We start from the raw sequence: 18781 nt of genomic DNA on the forward strand, positions 1-18781 counted from the left end.
TAGGACGGTTGGGCGGTTGGTGGGTAGGGGCGGTAGGACGGTTGGGGGCGGTAGGGCGGTGATGGGGTGGTGGGACGAGTGGAAAAGCTCGCGACTTGCGTCGCTCCTACAGCCAGATCCAAGCGTAGGTGGGTTTCTTTGGCGTGGTCGGTTTCCGTTGGTTCGGCGAGTCTCCGTTGGTGCGGCAACTCCCGTTCGCACGGCGGCTTTTTGTAGGAGCGACGCAAGTCGCGAGCTTTTTGGTCGAGCCCGCACACCGCCAGACCCAGCGCGGCCCGTTCCCGTTCGCACGGTGGCTTTTTGTAGGAGCGACGCAAGTCGCGAGCTTTTCGGACCGACATCACCAATGAGCGCTGAGGGGCGAATGGTTGAACCGTTTTCTTCGGCGGTAGGGCGGGCTGCACACGCCGCTGCCTCACACCGCGCGCGTGAGGGTGTGAGAATTCCCCGGTAAGTTGCGATCGAAGTGTATAGTTTCGTGTATAGATGCACGTCGCAATGGGGAGGTTGACATGGCACGGGATGAGCGTTGTCCGAAGCTTGAGCGGCAACCGCTGACGCTTGTATTGGCGGAGTTCCGCTTCAAGTCGGTCGAGTTCGAACCCCAGGCGATCGCCGCCCTGAAAGAGCGATTTGCGCCCTTGTTCTCTGAGTTGACCGAGGGCGTGACCCAGCAGGTGCAGCTTGGCGATCGGGGGGTGACGGTGGTGTCAGCGCCTTATATCGTCTGGCGTGCGCCCTTGCTGGGGAAGTCGGTGCATCTTGAGGCCGACAGAATCATCTATGCCACGACGACGTATCCGCGCTTTGATGGATTTTTACGCGACAGCATGGCGGTGGTAGAGGCTTTGCTTGAAACGTTAAGGCCGTCGTCATTGCATCGGGTAGGGCTGCGCTACAATGACGTTGTCGTACCCATGCAGGATGAAGCGCTTGCAGACTACGTTTATGCGCCGCTTTTGCCTTTTGTTCCGCTATCGGACAACGGTGGCAAGGTGGTTCGACACTTGAGCGAGACGGTGGTGCAGACAGCGGCAGGTACGCTGGTGGTGCGCGCTCTGGCAGGGATGCACGGTTTGGGCATGATGCCCGATCTCCAAGGGCAGTTTGGTTTGCCACTGGCGATCAAGGTACCCACCGATAAAACGACTGCGGTGCTGGATTTCGACCATTTCTGGGAGTTGCCCGAACTCGAAGGCGAGCCGTTCAGTGTTGATGTGGCCAGCCGTCGCCTCGCCGATCTGCATGAACCTGCGCGCGAGGCTTTCTGGAAAGTGACGACGGACTTTGCGAGGACAGAGCGATGGAACTGACCCAATTTCGGTTTCAGGTGGCGTCGAATCAGTTTGGCGTAGACCGCTTGGCGGGGTTTGTGCAGGGCTTGGGTGAAGTCATCGTTAACGCGAGCGGTGGCGTCGCGATGAGATTCTTTTCGGACACCACGGGCGGTGCGGGAAAGCTGCGCGAGTTTCCCTCTCTTCCTGAAGTGGCGAGGGGCAGCGAACCCGCTCATGGGAGTCCGGGTGTCGCTGCCGCGCTTGACCTGATCGAGCGTGTTTTTGCGCTGAACGTAAAACAGTTGGCAGAAATTTGCGGAATAAGCACCCGTAAGCCGGTTTATGACTGGCGCAAGGGAGCCGTTCCGCGGCCTGCGACCCTGGCGCGAATTAACGCCTTGCAGCGTGCAGCGCGTAACTGGGAGCGTTCCGGCTTTGGTCAACCGGGCGCGGCATTGCACACGCCGATCATCCACGAACGAAGCTTGCTCGATCTGTTGCGTACCGAGCCACTGGACTTCGAGGCGATCCAGTTTGCAGGCGGGCGTGTCGCGCTGATGCGCGAACTCTCCATGCGGCGGAAGCTGGCCGATCCTTTTCGCTGAGAGACAGAAGACCGATGTCGACTATCGGCGCGCGGATTGCGGCCAACGGGTGGCTTCAGGGAAGCGTTTTGCGTGATGATGATTTGCGCTCGTTGAGTGAGCGTTATTCGTTCAAGATGCACCGTGTCGCGGATGTGATTGGCTTGGTGGTGAGCCAGTCGTGCGATCTGACTTACGACTGGCTGGAAGGCGAGCCGTGTGCGGAGCTTCTTCTTGGCCTGAAGGCAGAGACTGAAGACGCCATCAAGAAGCGGGGCAACTGTACCGGTGGCAAGCACCCTCGGTGCCTGCACATGCCGATTCAGTACGGGGGTAGTGAAGTTTGGTTCGAGTTCGTACCGTGGAATCGTTTTGCGGTCGATCGCACAGCATTCCTCGATATCACTCCTGACCACGAGCGCAATTGTTTTAGCGTTGATCTGGATGTCGTGACCAACTGGCTGGCCCAGCGCTATATCCGTGCAGCCTTTCCGGATGACTTCAACGATCTTCTTGAAGCCGCCCGAAAAAAGCAAAAGAAGTTGCATGAACGTCTTTCGCCCGATGTGTCGGGGCTATATGCGCAGATCAGCCCCGATCGTGACCTCAGGACGGGCGAGCGTTACAGCGTCAACCTGCTCGCGCTCGTACCTGATTCGCATGAAACTCAACGGGTATCTGTGCATGAGACGGTGGAAAAACTCGCAGCGTTGATGCGTTTGGTCGATATGGAGGTGCTCAGCGCGGTGGCGCTGGAAAGCGAGATTTCCTACGCCACTGTCCGGTCGTATAGGCGCTTTCCACTTGAGCATCTGTCCCTGCGCAGCGACCCGCTGGATCCGATGCCATTCGTATGATGGGCCGACGGGCTGTACCAACTGCTGACCACCTGGTTGCTGAACCACATCCGCCGCGACGATGCTGACTATGTGGGTGTGGTCAAGGCGACGATGGTCGGCATCGCCAATGAGCGCTGAGGGGTGGGTGGTTGAAGCGGTTTTTTCGGTGGTAGGGGGCGGTAGGGCGGTGATGGGGTGATGGGACGAGTGGAAAAGCTCGCGACTTGCGTCGCTCCTACAGCCAGATCCAAGCGTGGGTGGGTTTTGTTGGCGTGGTCGGTTTCCGTTGGCGCGGCAACTCCCGTATGCACGGCCGCATTTTGTAGGAGCGACGCAAGTCGCGAGCTTTTTGGTCGAGCCTACGTGGGCGTGGTGAAGGCGACGATGAGCGGCGTCACCACTGAGCGCCACGAGAAGAAGCAAGAGGGCGGGTGGACCTGCGTGCGGACGATTGACCGCGCCACCACAAACGTGTCTATGAGCGCAAGGCCAAGGGCACGGTGTAGTCGAGGATGTGGTCGTGCTGTACAGCGCTGGACGCAACCCTGCGCTTGTAGCTGGCAAGAAGTTTGTGCGACTGATCAAACAAGGAGCGATTCAGCGATGAAATCAAAGAAGCCTTCGGCATCGAGCCAGACGCGCTCACGGTCAACGAGGCAGGGTATCTGGATGGCTTCAAATCAATTGACGCCATCCGAAATCGTCTTGCTGCAGCAGAGCAAGAAATCGATCGCCGACTACGTTCAAAAGGAGCTGCCCGAGCGTCTGAAGCAACGGCATCTCGAGCATATGCTGACGAAGGCTTGACGCTTTCCGAACCCGAGGCCGAGGCTACAGCCCGATAGCCGCATAGTGCTTTGAGGCAGAGTGCGGCTATCGGGCCTTCGCATGCTCGGCTGCCAAATGGGCGCGCACCTGGTCCGGGGTGACTGCGCGGGCTGGGTCGGCCTTCAGAGCGTCATAGACGGTGCCAACCTGGTTGTGCAGCCAGCTTTCAACGGCACGCTCTTGCGCCATCAGTGCCCGCAAGCCGTCGCGGATCACCTCGCTTTCGCTGGCGTACTCGCCCGTGCGCACCTTGGCCTTCACGATGTCCGCCATATCGTTTGGCAGCGTAATGCTTAGTTGCTGGGTTGTTCGCATGGGTGGCTCCTGTAGCGTGAGTAGGATTTAATCCTACTAGGCTGATGAAATGAGGTCCAGTCTTCTTTATTTGTGCACCGCGTGGGCGACCACGTCGAACGCCACCGCCTGGTGAGCCACATCCGCCGCGACGATGCTGACTATGTGGGCACGGTGAAGGCGACGATGATTGGTATCACCAATGAGCGCTGGGGGGCGGGTGGTTGAAGCGGTTTTTCGGCGGTAGGGGGCGGTAGGGCGGCAATGGGGCGGCGGAACGAGTGGAAAAGCTCGCGACTTGCGTCGCTCCTACAGCCAGATCGAGCAGGGGTGGGTTTTGTTGGCGTGGTCGGTTTCCGTTGGTTCGGCGAGTCTCCGTTGGCGCGGCAACTCCCGTATGCACAACGGCTTTTTGTAGGAGCGACGCAAGTCGCGAGCTTTTTGGTCGAACCCGCACACCGCCAGACCCAGCGCGGCCCGTTCCTGTTCGCACGGCGGCTTTTTGTAGGAGCGACGCAAGTCGCGAGCTTTTTGGTCGAACCCGCACACCGCCAGACCCAGCGCGGCCCGTTCTCGTTCGCACGACGGCTTTTTGTAGGAGCGACGCAAGTCGCGAGCTTTTTGGTTGAGCCCGCACACAGCCACACCCAGCGCGGCCCGTTCCCGTTCGCACGGTGGCTTCTTGTAGGAGCGACGCAAGTCGCGAGCTTTTCGGTCAAGCCCGCACACAGCCAGACCCAGCGCGGCCCGTTCCTGTTCGCACGGTGGCTTTTTGTAGGAGCGACGTAAGTCGCGAGCTTTTTGGTTAAGCCAGCCATGCGACATGGCCTTGAGACGTAGTCGCAGTGTGACTACAATGGAGCCTCTGAAACCTCAAAGGGAAGTCATCATGAGCACCGCCGATACCTATGTCCGCGCTCGCATTGACACCGACACCAAGGAGCGTGCCGCTGAGGCACTCGAAGCAATGGGTCTGTCCATCTCGGACGCTATCCGCTTGCTGATGCTGCGCATTGCCGATGAGCGCCGGCTGCCCTTCGATGTGAAGGCCCCTAACGCGACCACGCGCAAGGCAATTGCTGAGCTCGAGGCCGGGAAGGGCAAGCGGTTCAGCAGCGTCGATGATCTGATGGCAGACCTGCATGCGGACGATTGACCGCGCCACAGCGTTCAAACGTGACTACAAGCGCGAGGCCAAGGGCCGGCACCGGGCTACGCTCGATAACGATTTGAAGGCTGTTCTCGTGGCGCTTGCGACCGATCAGCCGCTCGACGCCAAATGCCGCGACCATGACCTGAGTGGCGATTGGGCGGGCTACCGTGAATGCCATATCAAGCCCGACCTGCTGCTGATCTATCGCAAGTCGGATACCGACACGCTCAGGCTTGCACGGCTTGGCTCGCACAGCGAACTTTTCGGTTGAGCCAGCACACCGCCAGACCCAGCGCGGCCCGTTCCCGTTCGCACGGTGGCATTTTGTAGGAGCGACGCAAGTCGCGAGCTTTTCGGTTGAGCCTACGTGGGCGCGGTGAAGGCGACGATGAGCGCCATCACCACTGAGCGCCGTCGATATCTTTCTGTTACTTTTTGCCGATTCATTCGCTCTGAGCCACACATGCTGAACGACCCCTTTCACCTCATCCTCTTGCTGGCCGCGGCGTTTGTTGCGGGTGCGCTGAACGCGGTTGCTGGCGGCGGCAGCTTCTTGACCTTGCCGGCATTGGTGTTCGTTGGCATGCCGCCGGTGGTGGCCAACGCGACCGGCACCGTGGCGCTGTTGCCTGGCTATGTGTCGGGCGCGCTGGGGTTTCGCGAAGACCTGGAGGCGCCGCCGGGTTTGACCTTGCGCGCGCTGACGGTGCTGAGCCTGGTGGGTGGCGCGATCGGCGCCGCGCTGCTGCTGGTGACCGACGACAAGACCTTCAGCAAGATCGTGCCCTGGCTGTTGTTGCTGGCGACGGTCTTGTTTGCGGTGGGGCCGAGCTTGCTACGCCGGTTGAAGGGCAGCGGCGGCGGCACGCAGGCGTCGGCGGGCAAGTCGGCAGCGGGCATGCTGGCGGTGTCGATTTATGGCGGCTACTTCAACGGCGGGCTGGGGATCTTGCTGCTGGCCTTGTTCGGCTTGTTGGGCCAGACCAAGCTCAACGCCATGAACGGCATGAAGAACGTGGTGTCGGCCTTGCTGACCGCGATTGCGGTGGCGATCTATGCCTGGGGCGGGGTGGTGGCATGGCCGCAAGCGCTGGTGATGATGGTCGCCGCGACCGCGGGCGGCTACTTCGGCGCGCGCCTGGCACGGCGCATACCGGCGCCGCTGATGCGCGCGGGCATTGTGCTGACCGGGCTGGTGATGACGGTTTTGTTCTTCTTGCGCTGAGGGCCCACGCAGACCTACGGTTCGCGCCGCCCGATCGCCGCAAATGGCTCGCGACTTGCGTCGCTCCTACAGAAAACCGTTGCGCATGGGGGAGTTGTCGGGCTAACGGAGAATCGCTGTGGCAACGGAAACGGACTGCAGCAACGGGAACCAAGCGCACTTGATTCCGGCTGTAGGAGCGACGCAAGTCGCGAGGGTTTCTGGCCGCTTCGTAGCGGCATTGCCGCCCGATCGCTGTGAAAGGCTCGCGACTTGCGTCGCTCCTACAGAAAGCGGGTGTGCGTGCGGGTGCCGGCGTGCGTGCGGGAAGCGGCGTGCGTGCGGAGATTCGCTGCGCGTACAGGAATCCCGCGTCAATGGAAACCCGCCGTCCCTTGCCTTCATGCTGCCCAGTCGCTACGCTCGACCGGCATCCCGGGGGATCGAGGGTGTGCGCTGGCATGAATCGTGCCTGTTTTTTCAAACTGCGGACCATGACGCCATGACTACCCCTGAAAATTCCCTTACGAACGAACAGATCACCCACTTCGCGCAGCGCATCGACGCGCGTAAAGCCCTTTTGCTGGAAGAAATTCGGCAGGTGCTTGACCGCTCCAGCGGCGAACACTATGTCGACCTCATCGGCGGATCGGGCGATTCTGCCGATGCGGCGACCGCCTCCCTGCTCCGCGACATCACCGAGGCCGAGATCATCCGCGACGTGGGCGAGGTGCGCGACATCGTTCAGGCCGAGCAGCGCATCGCGGCCGGACGCTACGGCCTGTGCACCGACTGCGGCACGGCCATCCGCTACAAACGGCTTGATGCCTACCCGACCGCCAAACGCTGCTTTGCATGCCAGGTGCGCCGGGAAAAGCTGCAGGCCCCTTCACCCTACACTGGGCGATGACCATCGAACTCGGCGAAACACGGAGAGCTCATGCACACCAGCGGCAAGGCAATCATTGAGACAGAGCAAATCCCGATCAAGCTCTGGCTTGACGAGGAGCAGATGGACGAAGGCGCGCTGGAGCAGGCGCGCAACCTGGCCAACCTTCCGTTTGCCTTCAAGCACATCGCCATCATGCCCGACACCCACGAAGGCTACGGCATGCCCATCGGCGCCATCCTGGCCACCCAGGGTGCCATCGTGCCCAACGCCGTGGGTGTGGATATCGGCTGCGGCATGTGCTCCCTGCGCACCAACCTGACCGAGGTCGAAACCGCGGACCTGAAGGCCATCATGGGCATCATCCGCGACACCGTTCCGGTGGGCTTCAATCACCACAAGACCCCCCAGGACGAAGCCTGGATGCCCGAGCGCAAGGGCAGTCTGCCCATCGTCGAGCAAGAGTACGAAAGCGCCCTGTATCAGCTCGGCACCTTGGGTGGCGGCAACCATTTCATCGAAATACAGAAAGGATCGGACGGCTACATCTGGATCATGATCCACTCCGGCTCGCGCAACGTCGGCTTCACCGTGGCCAATCATTACGACGACGTCGCCAAGCAGCTGAATACCGCAGCCGGCGTGGATGTGTCGCAGGACCTCGCCTACATCCCGGAATCCTCGGATCAGTTCGAGCTGTACTGGAATGAAATGAACTACTGCCTCGAATTTGCCCTGGCCAACAGAAAGCTGATGATGGAACGGGCAAAGTCGGCATTCAGACAAGTCCTGCCCGAGGTCGAATTCGCCGATTTCATCAACAAGCCGCACAACTTCGCCGCCGTGGAAGAGCATTTCGGCGAAACCGTCATCGTGCACCGAAAAGGCGCGACCCGCGCCCGCAAAGGCGAATGGGGGATGATCCCCGGCTCTCAAGGCACGCGCTCCTTTCTGGTGAAGGGTAAAGGCGAGGCACAGTCCTTCGAGTCCTGCGCCCATGGCGCCGGACGAATCATGAGCCGCGCAAAGGCCCGCAAGACGCTGGACCTGAAAGCAGAGATCAAAGCCCTCAAGGAGCTCGGCGTCTTGCACGCCATCCGCCACCGCACAGACCTGGACGAGGCGCCGGGGTCTTACAAGGACATCGACGAGGTGATGAGAAACCAGGTCGACCTGGTCGACGTGCAAATCGAACTGCAACCCCTGGCGGTCATCAAAGGCTAACAACCAAAGCCGCGCCAGCCCACCGCCCCGTGTCGCTAGTGCCGCGCCAGCATCGCGAAAAGCTCGCGACTTGCGTCGCTCCTACAAAAAACCGCATCGTATAGGGGAGCGGTCGCGCATACGGAAACCGACCGCGCATGCGGATACCCACCATGCCAACAAATGCCACCCACCCGTGGATCTGGCTGTAGGAGCGGCGCAAGCCGCGAGGGTTTCCAGCCGCTCCGTAGCGGCATTGTCGCCCGATCGCCGCAAAAAGCTCGCGACTTGCGTCGCTCCTACAAAAAACCGCATCGTATAGGGGAGTCGTCGCGCATGCGGATACCGACCACGCCAAGGAATGCCACCCACCCGTGGATCTGGCTGTAGGAGCGGCGCGAGCCGCGAGGGTTTCCGGTCGCTCCGTAGCGGCATTGTCGCCCGATCGCCGCAAAAAGCTCGCGACTTGCGTCGCTCCTACAAAAAACCGCATCGTATAGGGGGTCGTCGCGCATGCGGATACCGACCACGCATACGGAAACCGACCATGCCAACAAATGCCACCCACCCGTGGATCTGGCTGTAGGAGCGGCGCAAGCCGCGAGGGTTTCCGGTGGCTCCGTAGCGGCATTGCCGCCCGATCGCCGTAAAAGGCTCGCGACTTGCGTCGCTCCTACAAAGAACCGCATCGTATAGGGGAGCCGTCGCGCATGCGGATACCGACCACGCATACGGAAACCGACCATGCCAACAAATGCCACCCACCCGTGGATCTGGCCGTAGGAGCGGCGCGAGCCGCGAGGGTTTCCGGTCGCTCCGTAGCGGCATTGTCGCCCGATCGCCGTAAAAGGCTCGCGACTTGCGTCGCTCCTACAAAAAACCGCATCGTATAGGGGAGCCGTCGCGCATGCGGATACCGACCACGCCAAGGAATGCCACCCACCCGTGGATCTGGCTGTAGGAGCGGCGCGAGCCGCGAGGGTTTTCAGCTCCGCAGCACTATCGCCGCACGCCGACTTCATGCCAGGCGCATTTGCCGGTAAGCTCCGTGCATGCCTCCGAGCGCCATCGACCTCCGCCGCGGCCGGGTTTCCGAGATTGGGCGGATCTATCTGATCACCGCCGTCACCCTCGACCGCGTACCGCTCTTCGAGGATCTGGCGCTGGCGCGCACCACCATCGCCCACCTGCGCCATGCCGATGCACACGGGCGCTCAAAAACACTCGCATGGGTGCTCATGCCAGACCACCTTCACTGGCTCGTGCAACTCGCAGACGGTGAACTGTCCAGACTTGTTGCCGGCTTCAAGGCGGGATCGGCGTCGTCGATCAACCGTATCCTGCAAACGCCCGGTCAGCGCCGCTGGCAAACGGGCTTCCACGACCATGCACTCCGAACAGAAGAAGACATAGCAGCCATCGCACGTTATGTCATCGCCAACCCGCTGCGCGCAGGCATCGTCACCAGCGTGCGCGCCTACCCGCATTGGGACACCGTCTGGCTGCCAGAATGAAAAGCCAGCTGCCTCAACACCACGACGAAACCGATCACCCCACATCACCCCACCATAGACGCGCCGGCCCCCGCACGCACATCGGCTCCCGCACGCACGCCGACTCCCGCACACACACCGGCTCCCGCACACACACCGACTCCCGCACGCACACCGGCTCCCGCACGCACACCGGCTCCCGCACACACACCGGCTCCCGCACACACACCGGCTCCTGCACACACATCGGCTCCCGCACGCACGCCGACTCCCGCACGCACGCCGACTCCCGCACGCACATCGGCTTTTTGTAGGAGCGACGCAAGTCGCGAGCCTTTCACAATGATCGGGCGGCAATGCCGCTACGGAGCGACCAGAAACCCTCGCGGCTCGCGCCCCTCCTACTGCCGGAATCAAGTGCGCTTGGTTTCCGTTTGGACGGCGCTTTGCAGCGACGCATGCGCCTGGGCGCCGGCCAGTAAATGCGGTGTGAGTTGAGCGCGCGCTGCAATCAGATGGGAGATGGAGGCGTCTGGCCGTGCTTCCCATCGCCCATTCAGTCACCCGTGGGTGAGATGCGGAAGGCGCGCACGGTGGGTAGTTGGCGCAAGGCGGCGGCGAGCCGGGCCAGGTTGTCCTGGTTGTTGGTGCGGATCACCATGCGATATTCGAAGAACAGCTCGTCATCGGAGAAGCGGTAGCTCAGGTTGCTGGCGGTGAAGCCGTAGCCCAGCAGGAAGCTGTCGAACTCGGACTTTGGCATGACCTTGTCGCGCTCGAAACGCACGCTGTGCTGGGCGTAATAGTGCGCGGGCAGCCTGGATTCGATCCAGCGGAACACCGACAGGATGGACAGCGTGAAAACGGTGGCGAGGATGGCCGGTAGATAGAAGCCGACCCCCATCAGGATGCCGATGGCCGCGGTGATCCAGATCGAGGCCGCGGTGGTCAGCCCGCGCACCGACAGGCCCTCGCGAAAGATGACGCCGGCGCCCAGAAAACCGATGCCGGTCATGATGCCTTGCGCCATTCGGGTGGGGTCGGTGCGAATGGTCTCCAGCGGGATATCGAGGATCCATTTGTCCTGATACACGGTGACCAGCATCAGCAGGCTGGAGGCGAGGCAGACCAGCGCGTGGGTTCTGAAGCCGGCGGGGCGCCCGTGAAAACTGCGCTCGAGCCCGATGACGCCGCCTGCGACCAGCGCAGAGACAAGATGAATGACGATGGTCAGCGCGTCGGTCGTCATGATGCGCGGTCTCGAGGAGAGGACTGATCTGTAGTTGTGGTAATTAAACGATAAATGTCGTTTTTAAGACAATACGGAGAAACCCTTGCCACCAATTCGCTGAACAGCGAGTGGATATTTTTTAATTACCTGAACAGGTATAATCTGCGAACGATGGCCGTCAAAGAAAAACCGCTTGAGTAGATCGCGAGCAGCTACAAGGATCTGATGGCCTTGCCGCCCGACGTGCGTCGACGTTTTGGTTTCGCGCTGTCCTTGGCGCAGATTGGCGATCAGGATGACGCGACGAAGGTGCTCGAGGGTTTCGGCGGCGCTGGGGTGCTAGAGGTCGTCGAAGACGATGCCGGTGGCACCTATCGAGCTGTCTACACGGTGAAGTTTGCAGAAGCGGTGTTCGTCCTGCACTGCTTCCAGAAGAAGAGCAAGCGCGGAATCGCCACGCCAAAGGCAGACATGGACATCATCCGCGCCCGGCTGAAGGTGGCCGAGGCACTGGCACAGGAGCTACGAGATGGAAAAGAAAATCATTGAAGGCGTCGAGGTTCAACGCAGTTCGGGCAACGTCTTCGCCGATCTTGGACTCCCCGAAGCCGAGAACCTGAAGATAAAAACCGGCCTGGTGGTTGAGATCAGGAAGGCAATGCGTGCGCTCGGGCTGACGCAACAGGCGGCAGCGAAGCGCATGGGCATTTCGCAAGCGAAAGTCTCGGGCATGATGCGGGGCGACTTCACCAACCTGTCCGAGCGCAAGCTGATGGACTGCCTTAATCGCCTTGGCTACGACATCGAGATAAAGGTGCGACCCGCTGCCGAGCCGCTCGGGCATCTGACGCTTGCAAGCGCCTGATCTGCGAGACGCCCCTGGATTTACCTGCAAGGGTTTTGGGCAAGCATCACCTAATCCAGATCCGCCAGCGGATGTGCGCCGCTGAAGCGGGGGCGGAAGTGGTCGGCGATTTCGCTGGCGCTGATTTCGCCAAGGTCGGCATGGCGCCAGCGCGGCTGGCGATCCTTGTCGATCAGCAGGGCGCGCACGCCTTCGGCGAAGTCGGCTTTGCTGGTGCAGGCGACCGAGACGATGTATTCCACCCGAAACACTTCCGCCAGCGACATGTGACGGGTGCGCTGCCACAGCTCCCAGGACAGGCGGGCGGAGCTGGGGGCGCCGTGGGCGAAGGTGTTGCCGGCGGTGGCCAGCCAGCTGTCTTCATCGTCGGTGAGGGCGCGCAGGCGGTGGGCGATGTCGACCAGGCGGTCGTTGCCGATGAGCGCTTCGATGCGGTCGAAATGGGTGCGCAGGCGTGAGGTGGGGATGCTGTCCGCAGGTGCGCTGAGCGGGTGGAGCAGGGCGTCCAAGCGTGCATGGTTAGCGGCGCTGCCGCCATCCTCCGCTGCCTGCCAGTGGGTGGCACCGATCAGCGCGGGCAGCCGTGCGCGTTCGCGCTCGTCGATGAGGTAGTCGGCCAGGCCGGCAAAGCGCGCGTCGGCGGCGTTGATCGGGGCGCCGGTGAGCGCCAGGAAGAGGCCGGCGCGCCCCGGCATGCGGCGCAGAAACCAGCTGCCGCCGACATCGGGGTAGATGCCGATGGTGATCTCGGGCATGGCCATGCGCGTGCTGGGGGTGACGACGCGATGTGAGGCACCCGCCATCAGCCCCAGGCCGCCGCCCATGACCACACCCTGGCCCCAGCACAGCAGGGGCTTGGGATAGGTGTGGATGAGGTGGTCGAGGCGGTATTCGTGTTCGAAGAAGGTGGCGATCTCGGGCGCGACCTGTCCGGCGGGTGCGGCCTTGATGGCGCGGTAGAGCGCGGCGACGTCGCCGCCGGCGCAAAAGGCCTTGTCACCGCTGCCGTCGAGCAGCACGCCGACGATCTCGGAGTCTTCCGCCCAGGCCGCGAGCTGCGGCGCGAGGCGGTCGATCATCTCCAGCGACAGCGCGTTGAGGCGCTGGGGGGCGTTGAGCGTGGCGTGGCCAAAGCGCCGGCCGCAGGCGGTGGGGATTTCGCGCAGGATCACGCAGTCGTTCATGATCAGTCTCCTTGGGGGTTGCGCCAATGGGCGAACGGTATCTATGGTTTGGTTGCGGGCTTAATAGACTGTGAGATAGCATGACGTTGTGCGTCATTTGTACTAACATTATAGCAGTTGATCAAATAGGTTGAGGTTCCGTCATGACTGCCACTGCGTCTGCTAGCGCCCGCTCTGCCCGTCTTGGACTGCGTGCTACGCCACAACAGGAGGCCGTCCTGCGTCGCGCGGCCGATGTAGCCCATAAATCCTTGACCGACTTCATCCTCGATAGCGCCTGTCTGGCTGCTGAGCAGACTTTGCTGGACCAGCGTTTGTTCATGGTCTCGGGCAGCCAGTATCAGGGTTTGATGGATCTGTTGGACCAAGCCGATCAGCCCAATAGGGGGCTGCAGGATCTCTTCTCGCGCAAAGCCCCCTGGGACTCAAAGTGAGTTTGCGTGGCCCTCAGCCTCTGGGGCCACAGCATCGGCTGGAAGGTTTCGAGTGTGGCAAGCCGGCGCTGAGCGAATGGTTGTTGCGACACGCTCGGCAAGCGCAAAGCGCGGGGTCAGCCAAGACCTTTGTCGTAACAGACGATGATCGCGTGGTGGCTTACTTCAGTCTGACCGTCGGTCAGATCAATACGCTGGAGGCGCCGGAACGTGCCCGCAAAGGGATGGGGCAATACCCTTTGCCAGTGGTGGTCCTCGCGCGTCTGGCCGTGTCACAGCAACATCAGGGGCGTGGCATTGGCATCGGACTGATGCAGGATGCGATCCGTCGTACAGTTTTGATTGCAGAGCAGGCCGGCATCCGTGCGCTGTTGACTCACCCCATCGACGCTGAAGCGACGCGCTTTTACACCCGCTTTGGCTTCATCGCATCGCCCTTGCGTGAGCAGCAATTGCTGCTGCTGCCCAAGGATGCACGGCGCTGGATCTAGTGTTCCTGGTAACGACCGTGCCAGCAGCGGCGTTGGCTGCGCTCAGGGTGCTTGGCTTCAGGTAACATCGCCATCATGCTGAATCTGAATCGAATCAAGGCCATCTCGCTGGATCTGGACGACACGCTGTGGCCGATCTGGCCCACCATCGCGCGTGCCGAGAGCGTGCTCTACGACTGGCTTACCCTCAACGCGCCGCAGACGGCGACCCTGTACGCCAGCCCACTGGCGCTGCGCGCGGTGCGTGATGCGCTCGCGCAGCAGCGCCCCGACCTGGCCCACGACATGACGAGCTTGCGCCGCGAATCCTTACGCTTTGCGCTGAACAACGCAGGCGATGATCCGCAGCTGGCCGAACCGGCGTTCGAGGTCTTCATTGCCGAACGCCACAACGTCACGTTTTATCCCGACGCGCTGCCTGCGCTGGAATTTCTCGCCGCGCGCTATCCCTTGGTGAGCCTGTCCAACGGCAACGCCGAGGTGTCGCGCATGGCGCTGGCGCCGCTGTTTGTGGGCAGCGTGTCGGCGTTCAAGTTTGGCGTCTCCAAACCCGACCGGCGCATTTTCGAGGCCGCAGCGCAGGCCGCCGGCGTGCATGCCGACGAGGTCCTGCACGTCGGCGACCATGCGCTGCAGGACGTGCTGGGTGCGCGCGCCGCGGGCATGCAGGCGGCGTGGGTGAATCGCGAACAAGCTGCGTGGGAGCATGCGGAGAGGCCGCATGTGGAGCTGGGCGATCTGAGCGAACTGGTGCAGACGCTGGACGAGCGTCGAGTGCTGAAAAGCCCTGAGTAGAGCCTGGGAGAGGCTGCATTGGGCGCGCGAGCGTGATGCAGTGCACGCCGTCCACAGCCCTGCGCCACCGGTCGTGCAGCAGGTCACATGCACGCCTGGCCATTTGAGACACAGTGTCGGCAGGCCTCGAACCGAGGCGCCCTGTCGCAGCGATGCGGTGAGCGGGGCACGACCCCGCCGCGCTCGCAAGGCACGCTGATACAGCCGCTCAAATGTCCTGAAGGAATACCGATGAAGAAACTTGTCCTTGGCGCCGTGTTGGCCTTGTCCGCAAGCCTTGCGAGCGCAGCGCCGATTCCGACGGTGGTGAGCACTGCCAGCACCGGCTTCAACGGCAGCTTGCAGGTGCTCAACGACGGTATCGTTCCGGCCGAAATGAGCGTGTGGAGCTCGGACAAGACGCTGTCCTGGAAAGGCACGGACAAGGCCTTCACGTTTTCTTTTGGCGATCTCTACCGTGTCGACGATGTGCGCCTGTCGGTCGACAACAACGACAGCTACTTGCTGGAATATTCGCTCGACAACCTGAGCTGGACCACGCTGTTTGCGGTGGCCTGGCATTACGGTGAAGTGTTCTGGGGCATGGACACGATGTCCACGCACGGTGGCGATCTGGAATACGTCAGCCAGCTGGACTTTGCCCCGGTTGAAGCGCGCTTTGCCCGCATCATGGCGACCGGTGGCGACAACCTGTATGCGGTGGGCGAAGTGGCTTTCAGCGGCGAGCGCGTCATTCAGTCTACGACGGCGTCTGTGCCCGAGCCGGGCATGCTTGCGCTGCTGGCGGCGGGCGCGGCGGCCTTCGCCATGGTGCGCCGGCGCCGCATGAGCTAAACCAAGCCTCAATGCATGCAGGGGACAGACCACGATCCTGTGCGGGAATCGTGGTCTGTCCCCTTTTTTGCTTTCCCTTTTTTGCTTTTTTGCGGCTTAGATCTTGCCTACCCAGTGATCGACCGCCTCGGAGATGATGTCGTAGGCGAGTTGATGCGCGTCTTCGGGCTCGCGGTAGGGGTCGGGCACCTCGGTCCTGGTCCAGTGCCCGAGCAGGAAGGTCTTGCCGCGGGTGGTGGGGTCGAGGTCGTTGGCGTAGTCGAGGTGGTGCTTTTCCATGCCGAGGATGAGATCCGACCAGCGCGTGAGCTCGAGGTTGAGCTGCTGGGCGCGGTGGGCGGAGAGATCCACCTGGTGCTGATTGGAAACCTGCTGGGTGATCTTGTCAGCGCCGTGGCCTGCCAGCGCACCGATGCCGGCGGAGCGGACCAGGACTTTCTTGCCCGCGGCGAGTGCACGCTGACGGATCAGCTCTTCGGCAAGCGGACTGCGACAGATGTTGCCGGTGCACAGAATGAGAATTTTTTCGAACATGGCCTTGGCGTAAAAAAAACCGACACCCCGGTTCAGGGGCATCGGTTTTTTTAGATATGTTGCCGATCAAGCAGCGCAGACAAGGCCGCGCTGACTGACCCGATCAAGCGAGCTGATCAAGCAGCTTGCTTGCGACGACGAACTGCACCCAGACCGGCCAGACCCAGACCCAGGAGGGCGAGGGATGCGGGTTCGGGGACGGCGGTGACGGCGATATTGTTCAGGGAGAATTTGCCGTCAATTTTGTTGTCGGAGTCGTTGGTGAGCTTGCCGGGCACGGGGCCGCCGTCGGCAGCCCACATCAGTGCGCCCAGACCCGGCCAGTCGGTGGCGGTCTCGGTGATGTTCATGGTGACGGTGGTGTCGGTGAAGTTGCCCGTGACAGCGAAGGTGCCGGAGCCGTTCGTATTAACGAAACCGGTGCCGAGCAGGCCGTTCAGAAAGCCCAGAACACCCGAGGTGGTATTGCCATTGTACGAGCCGCTAAAGCCAAAATTGTGCGTACCGAGGACGAGGCCCGAGCCGAACACGAAGGGATAGGACCCGGGAGTCAGGCCAGCGATGCTGATGTTGCCGTTATAGACCGGGGTGTTGCTCGTGACGGGGGGGAGATTGATGTTGCCAGCACCAAAATTAACCCAACCAGAGCCAATCGGGCCGGCTGAACCCGGGCCGACGCTCACGGCATAAGTGCTCGAGGGGCCTGTGCTCAGGTTGCCGCTGCCCAGCAGGCTTGTGAGCTTGACCGAGTAGGTACCGGGCGTGCCATCAGCGAAGCCCTCAACGAGAAAGTCGCCCTTGAGGGAGTTGATGTTACTCACGAAAGCAGCCGAGGCGCCGGTGCTGATCGTGGCCAGAGCCGCTGCGGCGGCGATGAGGGCAGTCTTTTTCATGATTTGAGTCCTGTCAGTACGTCACGGCTGGTGTATGGCCAGAGTGCGGGTTTAACTTCGTCGCAACGTGTAGGTAGTCGCTGTGCAGACTAAAGCAATATCGATGCCAGTTTTTCAAGTCATTGATTTTGATTTGTTTTGTATCGCAAGACGAGCCTGGAAGAGCGCGAGTGTAAAGTTTTCCGACAAGCCTTTTGGGTGCTGCTGAACGCGGCAGCTGCAGACCTGCTCTGACCTACGGTGGCGCCTGCCGATGCGGGCCGGTTCAGAACCAGCTCTCGACCTTGCTGCGCGCCGGCATGCCGCCCGCGTGCACCACGGTGCCATCGACGACGACGCCGGGCGTGGCCATGATGCCGTAAGTCATGATCTGCTGCAGGTCTTCGACCTTTTCAAGCATGATTTGCGCGCCATTGGCGGCGGCGACTTCTTCGATGAGGCGGATGGTGTTGCGGCAGTTTGCGCAGCCCGAGCCCAGAACCTTGATGTTTTTCATGCTGTGCCTTCCTCAGAGAATCAGGTTGAAGATGTAGCCGACCAGGATGATGCCGGTGGCGACGATGGAAACATAGATCGCGATCAGCTTGAGCTTGAGCGCCTTGCGCAGGATGATCATCTCCGGCAGTGACAGGGCGACCACGCTCATCATGAAGGCCAGCAAGGTGCCCATGGCCGCGCCCTTGCCGTACAAGGCTTCGACGATGGGGATGACGCCCGCGGTGTTGGTGTACATCGGCACGCCAATGCCGACGCTGGCCGGCACCGCCCACCACGCCTCCTTGCCCATGATCTGGGCCATGAACTCGGCCGGCACATAGCCGTGGATGCCGGCGCCGATGGCGATGCCGACCATCACATACGGCCACACCCGGCCAACGATCTCCTTCACGCTGGCCCAGGCGGCGTCGAAGCGATCGGGCCAGCTCGGGCGCGTCTGCGAGATGTTGGTGGCGGCCGCGCCGCGCTGGATGTTGAGCACCCAGTCTTCCAGATGGCGCTCGAGCTTCATGCGCGTGAGGATGAGCCCGGCAAGCATGGCCACCACGATACCAAAGGCAAAGTAGAGCGCGGCGATCTTCCAGCCGAACATCGCCGCGAGCATGACCACCGCAATCTGGTCGATCATGGGCGCGGCGATGAGAAAGGTGAGGGTGATGCCCAGCGGTACGCCTGCCGACAGAAAACCGATGAAAAGCGGCACCGCCGAACACGAGCAGAACGGCGTCACCGCGCCCAGCAAGGCGGCGAGCAGGTAGTTGAAGATGGCTGCGTGCCCGGCAAGCAGGCTGCGTGTGCGCTCGGGCGTGAAAAAGGTATGCACCACGCCCATGATGAAGACCACCGCTACCAGCAGCAGCAACACCTTGGGCGTGTCGTAGATGAAGAAATGCACGGCTTCGGCCGCGTGCGTGCCCCGTGCCAGCCCCAGCAGGCCGACGAACACATCGGCAAAATCGGTCAGGTGGGTGTAGGCAGCCACCCATGCGGCGGCCGCGACCAGGATCGTCGCCGCCCAGCGCCCGAGGCGGGGTGAAGAAGGCTGGAAGCTGGGAGTGGAAGGGGGTGTGCTGCTCATTGCGTGCTCCGCTTGCAGGGTTCAGTGCTTGGCCGCTTGAAGCTGTACGACGACTCACTCAGGGAGACGTAGCAGGAGGCAAAAGGATGCAGCCTGGAGCGAAAAAACCATTGTGCCGCGGTCTTGGGTGGTGGCGCTTGTCGGCCTGGCGTGCGTGGCCAGGGCCTACGTTCGCGTACC

At 61.9% G+C, this 18781-nt stretch carries 25 protein-coding genes; 17 read left to right on the plus strand and 8 right to left on the minus strand.

The annotated features are described in order from the left end of the window. The first annotated feature begins 512 nt into the window (after positions 1-512). The 4 genes from M622_RS37820 to M622_RS37835 all read left to right on the plus strand — a co-directional run bounded on the left by M622_RS37820 (position 513) and on the right by M622_RS37835 (position 3507). Positions 513-1313 carry a TIGR04255 family protein gene (locus tag M622_RS37820; protein WP_031347548.1) on the plus strand — a complete coding sequence of 267 codons (801 nt, stop codon included), beginning with the start codon at positions 513-515 and terminating at the stop codon, positions 1311-1313. Further along, positions 1304-1882, plus strand: a complete 579-nt coding sequence (locus M622_RS37825; protein ID WP_021250935.1) for a hypothetical protein — start codon at positions 1304-1306, stop codon at positions 1880-1882. The genes M622_RS37820 and M622_RS37825 overlap by 10 nt, the downstream gene beginning before the upstream one ends. 14 nt (positions 1883-1896) lie before the next feature. After that, entirely contained in the window at positions 1897-2718 is an 822-nt protein-coding gene (locus M622_RS37830) for a hypothetical protein (RefSeq protein WP_021250936.1), read from the plus strand. A gap of 585 nt (positions 2719-3303) precedes the next feature. Further along, the gene (locus M622_RS37835) at positions 3304-3507 is read left to right on the plus strand and encodes a hypothetical protein (RefSeq protein ID WP_021250937.1); all 204 of its coding nucleotides are present in this window, start codon (positions 3304-3306) and stop codon (positions 3505-3507) included. 66 nt (positions 3508-3573) lie between these two features. Here M622_RS37835 and M622_RS37840 read toward each other — a convergent pair whose 3' ends face one another. Next, the gene (locus M622_RS37840; protein ID WP_031347550.1) at positions 3574-3843 is read right to left on the minus strand and encodes a ribbon-helix-helix domain-containing protein; all 270 of its coding nucleotides are present in this window, start codon (positions 3841-3843) and stop codon (positions 3574-3576) included. An 81-nt stretch (positions 3844-3924) separates the two neighbouring features. Here M622_RS37840 and M622_RS40740 point away from each other — a divergent pair, with 81 nt between their 5' ends. Then, positions 3925-4050 carry a hemerythrin domain-containing protein gene (locus tag M622_RS40740; RefSeq protein ID WP_021250939.1) on the plus strand — a complete coding sequence of 42 codons (126 nt, stop codon included), beginning with the start codon at positions 3925-3927 and terminating at the stop codon, positions 4048-4050. A gap of 81 nt (positions 4051-4131) precedes the next feature. Here M622_RS40740 and M622_RS40245 read toward each other — a convergent pair whose 3' ends face one another. Beyond that, a complete protein-coding gene (locus M622_RS40245) occupies positions 4132-4521 on the minus strand; it encodes a hypothetical protein (protein WP_157282154.1) in 390 nt (129 codons plus the stop codon). Between the two features lie 190 nt (positions 4522-4711). Between M622_RS40245 and M622_RS37850 the strand changes: the two genes are divergently transcribed. The 6 genes from M622_RS37850 (at position 4712) to M622_RS37875 (ending at position 9785) form a co-directional block, all read left to right on the plus strand. After that, positions 4712-4978, plus strand: a complete 267-nt coding sequence (locus M622_RS37850) for a type II toxin-antitoxin system RelB/DinJ family antitoxin (RefSeq protein WP_021250941.1) — start codon at positions 4712-4714, stop codon at positions 4976-4978. Then, positions 4965-5246, plus strand: a complete 282-nt coding sequence (locus tag M622_RS37855; RefSeq protein WP_021250942.1) for a type II toxin-antitoxin system YafQ family toxin — start codon at positions 4965-4967, stop codon at positions 5244-5246. Before M622_RS37850 ends, M622_RS37855 begins: the two co-directional genes overlap by 14 nt. A gap of 192 nt (positions 5247-5438) precedes the next feature. Then, positions 5439-6200, plus strand: a complete 762-nt coding sequence (locus tag M622_RS37860) for a sulfite exporter TauE/SafE family protein (protein WP_021250943.1) — start codon at positions 5439-5441, stop codon at positions 6198-6200. Between the two features lie 430 nt (positions 6201-6630). Then, positions 6631-7089 (plus strand): TraR/DksA family transcriptional regulator, encoded by a 459-nt coding sequence (locus tag M622_RS37865; RefSeq protein ID WP_217995345.1) that lies wholly within the window; start codon positions 6631-6633, stop codon positions 7087-7089. A gap of 30 nt (positions 7090-7119) precedes the next feature. Continuing rightward, positions 7120-8292, plus strand: coding sequence for an RtcB family protein (locus M622_RS37870; RefSeq protein WP_021250945.1), 1173 nt, complete (start codon positions 7120-7122; stop codon positions 8290-8292). Between the two features lie 1031 nt (positions 8293-9323). Next, entirely contained in the window at positions 9324-9785 is a 462-nt protein-coding gene (locus M622_RS37875; protein WP_021250946.1) for an REP-associated tyrosine transposase, read from the plus strand. Positions 9786-10320: 535 nt separating this feature from the next. On the opposite strand, the gene M622_RS37880 is transcribed toward M622_RS37875, so the two are convergent. After that, the gene (locus tag M622_RS37880) at positions 10321-11013 is read right to left on the minus strand and encodes an MgtC/SapB family protein (RefSeq protein ID WP_021250947.1); all 693 of its coding nucleotides are present in this window, start codon (positions 11011-11013) and stop codon (positions 10321-10323) included. Positions 11014-11220: 207 nt separating this feature from the next. Here M622_RS37880 and M622_RS37885 point away from each other — a divergent pair, with 207 nt between their 5' ends. Next, positions 11221-11544: a type II toxin-antitoxin system RelE/ParE family toxin gene (locus tag M622_RS37885; protein ID WP_021250948.1), complete on the plus strand. Its 324-nt coding sequence runs from the start codon at positions 11221-11223 to the stop codon at positions 11542-11544. Beyond that, positions 11525-11860, plus strand: coding sequence for a helix-turn-helix domain-containing protein (locus M622_RS37890; protein ID WP_021250949.1), 336 nt, complete (start codon positions 11525-11527; stop codon positions 11858-11860). Before M622_RS37885 ends, M622_RS37890 begins: the two co-directional genes overlap by 20 nt. A 50-nt stretch (positions 11861-11910) precedes the next feature. Here M622_RS37890 and M622_RS37895 read toward each other — a convergent pair whose 3' ends face one another. Next, positions 11911-13044 (minus strand): enoyl-CoA hydratase/isomerase family protein, encoded by a 1134-nt coding sequence (locus tag M622_RS37895; RefSeq protein ID WP_021250950.1) that lies wholly within the window; start codon positions 13042-13044, stop codon positions 11911-11913. A 143-nt stretch (positions 13045-13187) separates the two neighbouring features. Between M622_RS37895 and M622_RS37900 the strand changes: the two genes are divergently transcribed. From M622_RS37900 to M622_RS37910, 4 genes are all read left to right on the plus strand, one after another. After that, on the plus strand, positions 13188-13478 hold the full coding sequence (locus M622_RS37900) for a type II toxin-antitoxin system TacA family antitoxin (RefSeq protein ID WP_021250951.1): 291 nt from the start codon (positions 13188-13190) through the stop codon (positions 13476-13478). Next, positions 13475-13969: a GNAT family N-acetyltransferase gene (locus M622_RS0120760; RefSeq protein WP_031347555.1), complete on the plus strand. Its 495-nt coding sequence runs from the start codon at positions 13475-13477 to the stop codon at positions 13967-13969. Before M622_RS37900 ends, M622_RS0120760 begins: the two co-directional genes overlap by 4 nt. A 75-nt stretch (positions 13970-14044) precedes the next feature. After that, a complete protein-coding gene (locus M622_RS37905; protein ID WP_021250953.1) occupies positions 14045-14764 on the plus strand; it encodes an HAD family hydrolase in 720 nt (239 codons plus the stop codon). Between the two features lie 231 nt (positions 14765-14995). Next, the gene (locus M622_RS37910) at positions 14996-15598 is read left to right on the plus strand and encodes a PEP-CTERM sorting domain-containing protein (protein ID WP_021250954.1); all 603 of its coding nucleotides are present in this window, start codon (positions 14996-14998) and stop codon (positions 15596-15598) included. Positions 15599-15694: 96 nt separating this feature from the next. Here the strand turns inward: M622_RS37910 and M622_RS37915 are convergent, their stop codons facing one another. The 4 genes from M622_RS37915 to M622_RS37930 all read right to left on the minus strand — a co-directional run bounded on the left by M622_RS37915 (position 15695) and on the right by M622_RS37930 (position 18601). After that, positions 15695-16132, minus strand: coding sequence for a low molecular weight protein-tyrosine-phosphatase (locus tag M622_RS37915; protein WP_031347558.1), 438 nt, complete (start codon positions 16130-16132; stop codon positions 15695-15697). Positions 16133-16248: 116 nt separating this feature from the next. After that, positions 16249-17025, minus strand: a complete 777-nt coding sequence (locus tag M622_RS37920) for a PEP-CTERM sorting domain-containing protein (RefSeq protein ID WP_021250956.1) — start codon at positions 17023-17025, stop codon at positions 16249-16251. Between the two features lie 265 nt (positions 17026-17290). After that, a complete protein-coding gene (locus M622_RS37925; protein WP_021250957.1) occupies positions 17291-17521 on the minus strand; it encodes a thioredoxin family protein in 231 nt (76 codons plus the stop codon). Between the two features lie 12 nt (positions 17522-17533). Next, positions 17534-18601 (minus strand): permease, encoded by a 1068-nt coding sequence (locus M622_RS37930; RefSeq protein ID WP_021250958.1) that lies wholly within the window; start codon positions 18599-18601, stop codon positions 17534-17536. Positions 18602-18781: the final 180 nt, after the last annotated feature.

Source organism: Thauera terpenica 58Eu (genome assembly GCF_000443165.1).
Lineage (GTDB): Bacteria > Pseudomonadota > Gammaproteobacteria > Burkholderiales > Rhodocyclaceae > Thauera > Thauera terpenica.